This is a genomic window from Limimaricola sp. AA108-03 (assembly GCF_050847355.1).
GTDB lineage: Bacteria > Pseudomonadota > Alphaproteobacteria > Rhodobacterales > Rhodobacteraceae > Limimaricola.
This window is the reverse complement of sequence record NZ_CP193755.1, coordinates 564,640-576,817: the sequence shown is the minus strand read 5'-3', so window position 1 is coordinate 576,817 and position 12,178 is coordinate 564,640. Positions and strand designations below refer to the sequence as shown.

Annotated in this window: 9 protein-coding genes; 1 reads left to right on the top strand and 8 read right to left on the bottom strand. The window is 68.6% G+C overall.

The window, feature by feature from the left end; all coding sequences use genetic code 11:
- Nucleotides 1-50: 50 nt before the first annotated feature.
- Entirely contained in the window at nt 51-1,313 is a 1,263-nt protein-coding gene (egtB, locus tag ACRAQ3_RS02925) for an ergothioneine biosynthesis protein EgtB (protein WP_432255616.1), read from the top strand.
- Here egtB and ACRAQ3_RS02920 read toward each other — a convergent pair.
- The 8 genes from ACRAQ3_RS02920 to ACRAQ3_RS02885 form a co-directional block, all read right to left on the bottom strand.
- Nucleotides 1,310-1,783 (bottom strand): Lrp/AsnC family transcriptional regulator, encoded by a 474-nt coding sequence (locus ACRAQ3_RS02920; RefSeq protein ID WP_085897136.1) that lies wholly within the window; start codon nt 1,781-1,783, stop codon nt 1,310-1,312. The genes egtB and ACRAQ3_RS02920 overlap by 4 nt on opposite strands.
- A gap of 62 nt (nt 1,784-1,845) precedes the next feature.
- Nucleotides 1,846-2,622: a crotonase/enoyl-CoA hydratase family protein gene (locus ACRAQ3_RS02915; RefSeq protein WP_432255615.1), complete on the bottom strand. Its 777-nt coding sequence runs from the start codon at nt 2,620-2,622 to the stop codon at nt 1,846-1,848.
- A complete protein-coding gene (locus tag ACRAQ3_RS02910) occupies nt 2,619-3,470 on the bottom strand; it encodes a hydroxymethylglutaryl-CoA lyase (RefSeq protein ID WP_432255614.1) in 852 nt (283 codons plus the stop codon). Before ACRAQ3_RS02910 ends, ACRAQ3_RS02915 begins: the two co-directional genes overlap by 4 nt.
- On the bottom strand, nt 3,463-5,451 hold the full coding sequence (locus ACRAQ3_RS02905) for an acetyl/propionyl/methylcrotonyl-CoA carboxylase subunit alpha (RefSeq protein WP_432255613.1): 1,989 nt from the start codon (nt 5,449-5,451) through the stop codon (nt 3,463-3,465). Before ACRAQ3_RS02905 ends, ACRAQ3_RS02910 begins: the two co-directional genes overlap by 8 nt.
- Entirely contained in the window at nt 5,451-5,861 is a 411-nt protein-coding gene (locus ACRAQ3_RS02900; RefSeq protein WP_432255612.1) for an ASCH domain-containing protein, read from the bottom strand. The genes ACRAQ3_RS02905 and ACRAQ3_RS02900 overlap by 1 nt, the downstream gene beginning before the upstream one ends.
- Before the next feature lie 7 nt (nt 5,862-5,868).
- Nucleotides 5,869-7,476 carry a carboxyl transferase domain-containing protein gene (locus ACRAQ3_RS02895; RefSeq protein WP_432255611.1) on the bottom strand — a complete coding sequence of 536 codons (1,608 nt, stop codon included), beginning with the start codon at nt 7,474-7,476 and terminating at the stop codon, nt 5,869-5,871.
- Nucleotides 7,476-8,639, bottom strand: a complete 1,164-nt coding sequence (locus ACRAQ3_RS02890; protein WP_432255610.1) for an isovaleryl-CoA dehydrogenase — start codon at nt 8,637-8,639, stop codon at nt 7,476-7,478. The genes ACRAQ3_RS02895 and ACRAQ3_RS02890 overlap by 1 nt, the downstream gene beginning before the upstream one ends.
- A gap of 10 nt (nt 8,640-8,649) precedes the next feature.
- On the bottom strand, nt 8,650-12,117 hold the full coding sequence (locus ACRAQ3_RS02885; protein ID WP_432255609.1) for an indolepyruvate ferredoxin oxidoreductase family protein: 3,468 nt from the start codon (nt 12,115-12,117) through the stop codon (nt 8,650-8,652).
- Nucleotides 12,118-12,178: the final 61 nt, after the last annotated feature.

The window sequence follows — 12,178 nt, the reverse complement described above, 5'->3', positions numbered from 1 at the left end:
CACCACGAACCGGGCACGTTTTGCCGCTGGCAAGACGGGGGACCATTCACATGCAGACCGCCAATCCGAAGCCGGCCGATCTGGCCGATGATGCACAGGCGCTGTTCCGCGCCACCCGGGCCCGCTCGCGCGAGTTGGTGGCCGATCTCGCGCCCGAGGACATGGTGGTGCAGTCGATGGAGGATGCCTCGCCCACCAAGTGGCACCTCGCCCATACCTCGTGGTTCTTCGAACAGTTCATCCTGCGCGAACGGGTTCCGGGCTACGCCTCGCCGGACGACCGCTTCGCCTTCCTGTTCAATTCCTACTATGTGCAGGCCGGCCCGCGTCATGCCCGCTCCCAGCGCGGGCTGATCACCCGCCCGAGCGTGGCCGAGGTGATGGCGTACCGTGCCCATGTCGAAGCGGCGATGGAGCGACTGCTCGACGAGGGCGACCCGGAGGTGGCCGAACTGACCACCTTAGGCTGCCATCACGAAATGCAGCATCAGGAGCTTCTGCTCACCGACCTGCTGCACGCGCTGTCCTTCAACCCGCTGATGCCCGCGATCAGACCGCCCGAACCGCGCGCGCTTTCCGACGATCAGCCTCTCGACTGGATCGGCTTCGACGGCGGCATCCGCGAGATTGGCCATGCGGGACCCGGCTTCGCCTATGACTGCGAAGGGCCCCGCCACGAGGTGCTGCTGCGCCCCTATGCGCTGGCCAGCCGGCCGGTAACGAATGCCGACTGGATCGCCTTCATCGAAGATGGCGGCTACGCCGATGCGCGTCATTGGCTGATGGAGGGCTTTGCCAAAGCGCAGGCAGAGGGCTGGGACGCGCCGCTCTACTGGTGGAAGCAGGATGGCGAATGGTGGAGCTTCACCGCGCGCGGCCCTCAGCCCGTCGATCCGAACGCGCCGGTGGTGCATGTAAGCTTCTACGAGGCCGAGGCCTTCGCGCGCTGGGCCGGTGCGCGGCTGCCGAGCGAGGCCGAGTGGGAGGTCGCGGCACAGGGTTCGGAGATCGCGGGCAACTTCATGGATGAAGGGGCGCTCCGGCCGCTGCCGGGCCGAGCCGGTGCGGGGCTGCGACAGATGCATGGCGATGTCTGGGAGTGGACCCGCAGCAGCTTCGATCCCTATCCGGGCTTTCGCCCTCCGGAAGGCGCGATCGGCGAATACAACGGCAAGTTCATGGTGAACCAATACGTGCTGCGCGGCGGCTCCTGCGCCACGCCGAAGGCGCAGATGCGTCACAGCTACCGTAACTTCTTCCACCCCGACCGGCGCCGGCAGATGAGCGGGCTGAGGCTCGCGAAAGACGGCTAGAGCGGCACGTCGGTGGTGTTCTTGATCTCGCGAAGCGTCACGCTGGTGGAGATCGAGAGCACGTGCGGCAGCTGCACCAGAGCGTTCTTCACCGTGCTCTCGTAATGCCGGATCGACCGGGCCAGCACCCGCAGCAGGTAGTCGTGATCGCCCGAGACGGTGTAGCACTGCACCACCTCGGCGATGCGCACCACGGCCGCCTCGAACTCTTCGAGATGCGCGCGCGAGTGGCCGTTCATCCGTACCGCGCAGAACACCGTGATGTCGAAGCCCGCCGCCACGGGGTCGATGATGTGGCGCCGCTCCTCGATCACCCCGGCCTCGCGCATCCGGGTCAGCCTGCGCCAGCACGGCGTATGCGACAGCCCGAGCCGTTCGCCGACCTCGCGCAGGGTCAGGTCGGGCTCCGCCTGCAACAGTCGCAGCAGCCGACGGTCGGTCTCGTCCAGTGTGATCCCGCTCTCGCCCATTGCACCCCATCCCCGGCGGCGATCCTCGGCCCCGGGGATGGCGGCGTCAATGGGCCGCGCGCTCATGACCAGCGCGCCGGGCGCTTCTCGAGAAAGGCGGCGATCCCCTCCTCCGCTTCCGGGCTCTCCCAGGCTTCGACCAGCCGGTCGATGGTGGCCTCGATGACGGCCTCATCGATACGGGGGCCGAGGCTGCGCGCCAGCGCCTTGGCCCGCGCCGCGGCACCACGCGCGATCTTCAGATAGGGCGCGACCTCGGCCTCGACGGCCGCGTCGAGATCGGCAAGCGGCACCGCGCGGGTCGCGATGCCAAGCCGTACCGCCTCCTCGGCGCGGAAGAGCCGCGCCGACATGAAGACCTGCCGGGCCCGCCCCTCGCCCATCCGGGCGAGCACGTAGGGCGAGATCGTCGCCGGGATGATGCCGAGCTTGGTCTCGGTGAAGCCAAAGCGCGTACCCTCCTCGGCCACCACCACGTCGCAGATGCAGGCCATGCCGACGCCGCCGCCATAGGCGCCACCATGCACCCGTCCGATCAGCGGGCTGGACATGGTGTTGAGCGCGTCCAGCATGCCCGCCAGACGTCGCGCCTCGGCGCGGCGCCCCTCGCGGTCGGCGCGGATCTGCGCCTGCATCCAGGTCAGGTCGCCGCCGGCGCAGAACACCTCGCCCGCGCCCCGCAGCACCACGGCGCGCGCGTGCGCGCCCTCGGCCCCCGCCAGCGCCGTCAGCTCGTCCATCATCCGCGCCGAAAGCGCGTTGCGGCGCTCGGGCGCGTTCAGCGTCACGGTCAGAACGCCGCGATCATCCGTGTCGAGCTTCAATGTCTCGTAACTCATGCGCGCAGCTCCTTGGCGAAACCCGCCGTCTCGGCCAGCCGTTTGCGATCGAGCCCGGTCTCGAAGCCGCGCTCCTCCAGCATCAATGCGAGCCCTTCGGTCGCGACATTGCCGGCCGCGCCCGGCGCGAAGGGACAGCCGCCAAGGCCGCCGATGCTCGCGTCGAACACCCGCAGCCCCCGCTCGAGGCAGACCGCCACGTTGTCGAGCGCGCGGCCCGAGGTGTCGTGAAAATGCCCGGCGAGCTTGTCGGCGGGCACGCGGGCCAGCACGGCGTCGAGCATCGCGGAGGTGTCCTCCGGCAGCGCCCGGCCCAGGGTTTCGCCCAGGGAAATCTCGTAGCACCCCATATCCATGAGCCGCGCCGCGACCTCTGCCACGGCATCGGGCGCGACCCGGCCGTCATAGGGGCAATGGGTAACGCAGGAGACATAGCCGCGCACCGGCAGGCCGGCGTCTCGCGCGGCCGCCATGACCGGCGCGAAGCGCTCCATGCTCTCGGCGATGGAGCAGCCGATATTGGCCTGGCTGAAGCCTTCCGAGGCGGAGGCGAAAACCGCGACCTCCTCAGCCTTCGCCTCTTGCGCCGCCTCGAAGCCGCGCAAGTTCGGCGTCAGCGCCGCGTATCGGATCCCCGGCTCGCGCCGGATTCCGGCGAGGACCTCCGCCGCATCCGCCATCTGCGGCACGCGCTTCGGGTTCACGAAGCTTGTCACCTCGATCCGCGCGAAGCCGCAGGCCGAGAGCCGGTCGACCAGCGCGATCTTGTCGGCGGCGGGGATGATCCGCGCTTCGTTCTGCAACCCGTCGCGCGGGCCGACCTCGACGATCTCGACGCGCTCATTCATCCTGCGGCTCCAGCGTCAGCAGCAGGTCGCCATCCGATACCTGCGATCCCTCGCGTGCGAGCACCTCGGCCACCACGCCGTCGCGCGGCGCGGTGAGCGTGTGCTCCATCTTCATCGCTTCCAGAATGGCCAGCGGCTGGCCTTTTTCCACCGCCTGCCCGGCCTCGGCGCGCATCCGCTTCACCAGCCCCGGCATCGGTGCCGCGATGGCGTCGCCCCCGCCCCCCGCCGCGTCGGCCGCGGCGAGCGGATCGGGAATGGCAAAGGTAAAGGCCCGGCCCGCATCCCAGACCGTGACGCGATGGCCGTGCCGTACCGCCTCGGCACGGAAGCGCCGTCCCGACACGGTCACTTCCAACCCGCGCGTGTCACGTGAAACGCCGATCTGCGTGCCCGCCCGATGCCAATGCCCCGGGCCGTCGCGCCTGAGCGCCACCTCCAGCGGCTCGCCCTCATGCTCCAGCACGACATGCACCTCTGAGGCGCCCCAGTGCCGGAAGCCCCGTAGCCGGTCCCACGGTCCGTTGCCTTCGGGCGGATGGTCGAGCCCGGCGGCGGCAAGTGCTGCCAGCACCGGCACATGGTCCGGCATTTCCGTCTTGGCGGTCAGCGCGTCGAGATCGCGACCGATCAGACCGGTATCGACCTCCCCGGCCGCGAAACCCTCGTGGCGCAACAGCCGCGCGAGGAAACCGAGATTGGTCACCGTTCCGCCGACCTGCGTGGCTTCGAGCGCCGCCACGAGTCGTGACAGCGCCTCGGCCCGCGTCGCGCCATGGGCGATGACCTTGGCGATCATCGGGTCGTAATGCGGGGTGATCGCGTCGCCCTCGGTCACGCCCGCATCCACCCGCAGCGCGCCGCGCTCGAAGCGCGCGGCCTGGGGAAAGCGCAGCCGCTCCAGCCGCCCGGTGGCGGGAAGGAAGCCGCGTTCGGCGTCCTCGGCATAAAGCCGCGCCTCGACCGCATGGCCGTCGATCCGAAGCTCGTCCTGCGTCAACGGCAGGGTCTCGCCCCGCGCCACCCGGATCTGCCACTCGACGAGGTCGAGCCCGGTGATCGCCTCGGTCACCGGATGCTCGACCTGAAGCCGCGTGTTCATCTCCATGAACCAGAACCCGTCCTCGCGCAGCCCCTCGGAGCCGTCGGCGATGAACTCGATCGTGCCCGCGCCCACGTAACCGATGGCGCGGGCCGCCTCGACCGCCGCCGCCCCCATCGCGGCGCGGACATGGTCGGGCATGCCCGGTGCGGGAGCTTCCTCGATCACCTTCTGATGGCGGCGCTGCAACGAACAGTCGCGCTCGAACAGATGCACGACATTGCCATGGCTGTCGGCGAAGACCTGGATCTCGACATGGCGCGGCGAGGTCACGTATTTCTCGACCAGCACGGCGGCGTCGCCGAAGCTGGCCTTGCCCTCGGCCTGCGCGCCTTCCAGCGCGTCGGCGAAATCCTCGGCCCGCTCGACGAGCCGCATCCCCTTGCCGCCGCCGCCGGCGCGCGCCTTGATCAGCACCGGGTAGCCGATGCGTAGGGCCTCTTGGGCCAGCATCGACGCGTCCTGACCCTCGCCGTGATAACCCGGCACCACCGGCACGCCGGCCTCTTCCATCCGCGCCTTCGCGGCGTCCTTGAGGCCCATGGCGCGGATCGCGCTGGCGGGCGGGCCGACGAAGACCAGACCGGCCGCCTCGACCGACTCGACGAAGTCGGGGTTCTCGGACAGGAAACCGTAGCCCGGATGGATCGCCCCCGCGCCGGTCCGCTTCGCGGCGTCGATGATGGCCTCTGACCTGAGATAGCTCTCGCCCACAGGCGCCGGGCCGATCCGCACCGCCTCGTCGGCGAGCCTGACATGCACCGCCTCGGCATCGGCATCGGAATGCACGGCGACGGTCTTGAGCCCCATCCGGCGGGCGGTGCTGATGACCCGTGCGGCGATCTCGCCCCGGTTCGCGATCAGGATCTTGTCGAACATCAGGCGAAATCCTCCACCAGCCGGAATCTCTCGCAGACCAGCACCATCTCCGGGTCCCAGCCCCCGTTGCGCTCGAAGTAGCGACGGTGATCCGCCTGCCAGCCTACCAGCGTCTCGTTCTCGCCCTCGGCCAGGGCGAAATCGGCATCGACATCGCAAAAGCGCCGCTGCGTGACCTCCACCGTCTCGATCATCAGCGCCGGCCTGCCATCCCAGTTCAGCGCAACGTCGCGGCGGCCGACCTTCGGCATCGGCTCGCCCGCCTCGAAGTCGCGCAGCGCGCCGCAGGTCGCGGTCTTTTTGCCCGAGCGGACCAGTGCGATCAGCTCGTCGCATAGTTCCGGCCCGTCCCCGAAGCGGAAGCTTTCGAGATCCGGGTGCCGGGCCTTCAGCTCATCCATCGTCACCATGCCCGCCTCACATCCGGAAGACGCCGAAGCGCGTGTCGGGGATCGGCGCGTTCAGCGCGGCCGAGAGCGACAGTGCCAGCACCTCGCGGGTCTTGCGCGGATCGACGATGCCGTCATCCCAGAGCCGGGCCGATGCGTAGAGCGGATGCGCCTGTTCCTCGAACCGCTCGCGCAGCGGCTGCTTGAAGGCCCATTCCTCCTCTTCGGTCCAGGGCTTGCCCTGCCGCTCCAGCGCCTCGCCGCGCACCTGTGCCATGACACCCGCCGCCTGCTCGCCGCCCATCACGCCGATCCGGCTCGCGGGCCACGTCCAGAGGAAGCGAGGTGAATAGGCGCGCCCGCACATGCCGTAATTGCCCGCGCCGTAGGAGCCGCCGACGATCATCGTCACCTTGGGCACTTCCGTGCTGGCCACCGCCGTCACCAGCTTGGCGCCGTCCTTGGCGATGCCGCCAGCCTCGTATTTGCGGCCCACCATGAAACCGGTGATGTTCTGCAGGAACACCAGCGGGATGCGACGCTGAGAGCACAGCTCGACGAAATGCGCGCCCTTGAGCGCGGCCTCGGAGAACAGCACGCCGTTATTGGCGATGACCCCCACCGGCATCCCCATGACATGCGCGAAGCCGGTCACCAGTGTTTCGCCGTAGCGCGGCTTGAACTCGTCGAGGCGCGAGCCGTCGAGCACCCGGGCCAGAAGCTCGCGGATGTCGTAGGGCTTGCGTGGATCGGCAGGCACGACGCCGAGGATCTCCTCCGGGTCGTGGAGCGGCTCCTCGATGGGCTGCATCACCACGGTCTCGGGCTTGTGGCGGTTCAACCCCGCCACCGCCTGACGCGCCAGCGCCAAGGCATGCGCGTCGTCGTCGGCAAGGTAGTCCGCCACGCCCGAAAGCCGGGTGTGCACGTCGCCGCCGCCGAGATCCTCGGCCGAAACGACCTCGCCCGTCGCGGCCTTCACCAGCGGCGGGCCGGCGAGGAAGATGGTGCCCTGCTCCTTCACGATGATCGTGACATCCGACATCGCGGGCACATAGGCGCCGCCTGCGGTGCAGGACCCCATGACCACGGCGATCTGCGCGATGCCCTTGGCGCTCATCCGGGCCTGGTTGTAGAAGATCCGGCCGAAATGGTCGCGGTCGGGAAAGACCTCGTCCTGGTTGGGCAGGTTCGCGCCGCCGGAATCGACGAGGTAGACGCAAGGCAGGTGGTTCTGTTCCGCGATCTCCTGCGCCCGCAGATGCTTCTTTACGGTCATCGGGTAGTAGGTGCCGCCCTTCACGGTGGCGTCGTTGCACAGCACCATGACCTCCTGCCCCTCGACGCGGCCGATGCCGGCGATCATGCCGGCGCCGGGCGCCGCGCCGTCATAGAGGCCATGCGCCGCCGTGGCACCGACCTCCAGAAACGGGCTGCCCGGGTCGAGCAACCGGGTGACCCGGTCGCGCGGCAGGAGCTTGCCGCGCGAGAGATGCCGCTCGCGCGCTTTCGCGCCGCCACCGGCCCGTGCGGCTTCGACCGCCTCGCGCACGGTTTCCATCGCAGCGCGCTGCGCGGCCTCGTTCTCGCGAAAGCTCTCCGAGGAGGGCGACAGCGATGAGCGCAGCACCCCCATCAGCGCACCTTGGCCATCAGCTCGCGCCCGATCAGCATGCGGCGGATCTCGGAGGTGCCCGCGCCGATCTCCATCAGCTTGGCGTCGCGGAAAATCCGGCTCACCGCGCTTTCGTTCATGAAGCCGGTGCCGCCCATCGCCTGCACCGCCTGATGCGCGACCACCATCGCCTCCTCGGAAGCGTAGAGCACGCAGGCGGCGGCATCGGCCCGGGTGACCCGGCCCGCGTCGCAGGCCCGTGCCACGGCATAGACATAGGCCCGCGCCGAGCCGAGCTTGGTGTAGATGTCCGCCACCTTGCCCTGCATCAGCTGGAAATCCCCGATCGGCCTGCCGAACTGCTTGCGCTCGGCGAGGTAGGGCATGATTTCGTCGAGGCAGGCCGCCATGATGCCGGTGCCGATGCCCGACAGAACGACGCGCTCGTAGTCGAGCCCCGACATCAGCACCTTCACGCCGCCGCCGACATGGCCCAGCACGTTCTCCTCGGGCACCTCGACATTCTCGAACACCAGCTCGGCGGTGTTCGAGCCGCGCATGCCGAGCTTGTCGAAATGCTCGGAGGTCGAGAAGCCCGCCATGCCGCGCTCGATGATGAAGGCGGTGATCCCCTTGGAACCGGCCTCCGGGTCGGTCTTGGCATAGACCACCAGCGTTTCGGCATCGGGGCCGTTGGTGATCCAGTACTTGGTGCCGTTGAGCCGATAGCCGCCATCGATGCGATCGGCGCGCAGGCTCATCGACACCACGTCGGAGCCCGCCCCCGCCTCGGACATCGCCAGCGCGCCGACATGTTCACCCGAGACCAGCTTGGGCAGGTATTTCGCCTTCTGCGCATCGTTGCCGTTGAGCACGATCTGGTTGACGCAGAGGTTCGAATGCGCGCCGTAGCTGAGCGCCACGCTGGCAGAGGCCCTCGCGATCTCCTCGACCGCGATGACATGAGCGAGGTAGCCCATGCCGGCGCCGCCATACTGCTCGGGCACGGTGATGCCCAGAAGGCCCAGATCGCCCATCTCGCGCCAGAGGTCGGCGGGGAACAGGTTGGACTTGTCGATCTCGGCGGCGCGCGGCTTCAGCCGCTCCTGCGCCCAGCGATGCACCGTCTCGCGCAGCGCCTCGCCATCCTCGCCCAGATCGAACTTCATCGCGTGATCGAACATCGCACTCTCCCTATTCCGCCGCCACCTGGTGCGGCGTGTCGTTCTTGATCGCGGCGCGGAGCGCGTCGCGGATCGGCGCCGCCTGCTCCATCGCCGCCAGCTTCACTGGCCCGAAGCCGCGGATCTGGTCGGGCAGTTCCAAGAGCTTGAGGATCTCGGCGTCGTGCCCTTGCCCCAGCCGCTCCAGCGCGAGGTCCATGTCCGCCTCAAAGGCCTCGATCAGTGCCCGCTCGCGCTTGCGCTCCTCGGTGCGGCCAAAGACGTCGAAGGCGGTGCCGCGCAGCCGTTTGCCCTGCGCCAGCAGGCCGAAGGCCTTGAGAATCCAGGGGCCGAACTCGCGCTTCTTCGGGCGGCCTTCGGCATCCGTGCCCGGCAGTCCCGGCGGTGCGAGGTTGAAGGCGATCCTGTAGTCGCCGTCGAACTGCTTCTTGAGGTTCTCCGCGAATTCGGGCCGCGTGAACAGCCGCGCCACCTCGTATTCGTCCTTGTAGGACAGGAGCTTGGCATAGTTCTGCGCGACCGCGCGGGTGATCTCCTCCGCCTGCGCGTGGCCTTCCACCGCCGCACGGACCCGCGCCACCCGATCGGTGTAGCGCCGGGCGAGCTTTGCATCCTGGTAGGCGGTCAGGTGACCGGTGCGGTGCGCCACGAGCTGGTCGAGCGTCATCTGCGCCTGCGGCAGATGCGGCGGCTCGTCGGTTTCGCCCATCTCGCGGATCACCCGCTCGGGCTCTGCCGCCATCACGCGGCCCCAGTCGAAGGCGTCGAGATTCGACTGCACCGCCACACCGTTGAGACGCACGGCCTCGGCGATGGCCTCGCGGCCCACCGGGATGAAGCCCTGCTGCCAGGCATAGCCCAGCATCATGATGTTCACCGCGATCTCGTCGCCGCAAAGCTCGCGCGCGACATGGGCGAAATCGTGGAAATGCTCCGACGAGCGCACCGTCCTTTCCACCGCCCGCATGACGCCCGCCGAGCGGAAGTCGAAATCGCGCTGACGCACGAAGTCCGAAGTGGGCGAGAGCTTGGTGCTCATCACCGCATGGGTGCGGCTCGCGTCGCACAGGGTGACGCCGTCCTTCGAGGCCGCCACGACGCTATCGGCGGCCAGCAGCAGGTCTGCGGTCCCGGTGGCGATGCGCGGCGCCGTCGCGGGCCGCTCATGCGTCGAGATGCGGATATGGCTCAGCACCGCGCCGCCCTTCTGCGCGAGACCGGCCATGTCGAGGATCATCGGCGACAGACCCTCCATATGCGCCGCGACGCCCAGAAGCGCGCCGATGGTCAGAACGCCGGTGCCGCCGACGCCCGTGACGGCGATGTTCCACGGCCGGGTGATCTCGGGCAGCGCCGGCTCGGGCAAGCCTGAGACGTCGGGGCCTTCGGCGGCCGGGCGCTTATGCGGCTTGGCACCGCGCAGCGTCACGAAGGAGGGACAGAAGCCCTTGAGGCAGGAAAAGTCCTTGTTGCAGGCCGATTGGTTGATCTGGCGCTTGCGGCCCAGCTCGGTCTCCAGAGGCTCGACCGCGATGCAGTTCGACTGCACCGAGCAATCGCCGCACCCTTCGCAGACCGCCGGGTCGATATGCACGCGCATGTCGGGGTCCTCGGCCTTGCCCCGCTTGCGGCGGCGGCGCAGCTCGGCGGCGCAGGTCTGGACATAGACCATGACGGTCACGCCCTCGATCTCGCGCAGCTCGCGCATCACCGCGTCGACATCGTCGCGATGGCGGATCTCGGTGCCGGGCGCGAGATCGACGCGGTCGTAATTCTCGGGATGATCCGAGAGCAGGACGATCTTCGCCACGTTCTCGTGGTGCACCTGATGCGTCACCTGCTCGGGCGAGAGCGGGCCGTCGACCTTCTGGCCGCCGGTCATCGCAACGGCGTCGTTGTAGAGGATCTTGTAGGTGATGTTGGCCTTCGCCGCGACCGATTGGCGGATCGCGAGATGGCCGGAATGAAAGAAGGTGCCGTCGCCTAGGTTCACGAAGCGATGCTTTTCCTCGGTGAACCGGCCGATCGAGGTCCATGGCACGCCCTCGGCGCCCATATGGGTGAAGGTCTCGGTGTTCCGGTCCATCCACTGCACCATGTAGTGGCAGCCGATCCCCGCCATCGCCTTGGACCCTTCCGGCACCTTGGTAGATGTATTGTGCGGGCAGCCGGGGCAGTAATGCGGCAGCCGGGTGATCGGCGCCTCATGCGCCTGTCCCCGGGCATGACCCGCTTCAAGACGGCGCAGCTCGGCCTCGATCCGGTCGTGCAAGCCTTCGGGCAGGTCGATGTGCAGCAGCCGGTCGGCGATGGCGCGGCCGACGGAGCCGACGGTGAGACCTTGGGAAAGCGACAGGAAGGGGCGGTCCTTCTCGTCATGCTTGCCGATGATCCGCGGCCGCACGTCGGCGCGCCAGTTGAAGAGCTGCTGCTTGATCTGGTTCTCGATGATCTCGCGGCGCTCCTCGACGATCAGCACCTCGTCGAGCCCCTCGGAGAAGTGGCGGATGCCCTCGGGCTCCAGCGGCCAGGGCATGCGCACCTTGTAGAGGCGCAGGCCGATCGCCTTCCACTCCTCCGGCCCGAGCCCCATCTCGGCCAGCGCCTGCCGCACGTCCTCGTAGGCCTTGCCCGAGGCGACGATGCCGAAGTGGGCGTTCGGCGTGTCGATCGTCACCTGGTCGACGCGGTTGGCGCGGGCGAAGGCCAGCGCCGCGAAGCCCTTGTATTCCTGCAGCCGCTCGTCCTGCACCAGCGGCGGATCGGGCCAGCGCAGGTTAAGCCCGCCTTCGGGCATCTCGAAATCGGTGGGCAGCAGGAACTGCCGACGCTCCTGTGCGAGATCGACGACGGTCGAGGTCTCGACCGTTTCGGAGATCACCTTGTAGCCGACCCAGCAGCCCGAATAGCGTGACATGGCGATGCCGAGGAGGCCCAGCTCGAGAAACTCGTGCACGGAGCTGGGATACAGCATCGGCATCAGTGCCGAGATGAAGGCGTGGTCCGACTGGTGCGGGATCGAGGACGACTTGCAGGTGTGGTCGTCGCCGGCGAAGGCCAGCACCCCGCCATGCGCCGAGGTGCCTGCCGCGTTGGCGTGCTTGAGCACGTCACCCGAGCGGTCGACACCCGGCCCCTTGCCGTACCACAGGCCCAGAAGGCCGTCCTTCTTCGCGCCTTCGGACAGGCCAAGCTGCTGGCTGCCCCAGACGGCGGTGGCGGCGAGATCCTCGTTGACCCCCGGCTGGAAGGCGATGTCGAGCGGGTCGAGATGCTTGCGCGCGGCCATCAGCTGCTGGTCATAGCCGCCCAGCGGCGAGCCGCGATATCCCGAGATGAACGTGCCGGTATTGAGCCCGGCGGCGCGGTCGCGCCGCATCTGGGTCATCGGCAGGCGCACCAGCGCCTGAATTCCGGTCAGGAAGACATGACCTGTCTCCGCCGTGTACTTGTCGTCGAGCGACATCTGCATCGTCATGCGCCCCTCCCCTGGCTAATGACGATCGCAGCCTAGCGCGGATCGACGGCAACGCGGTCAC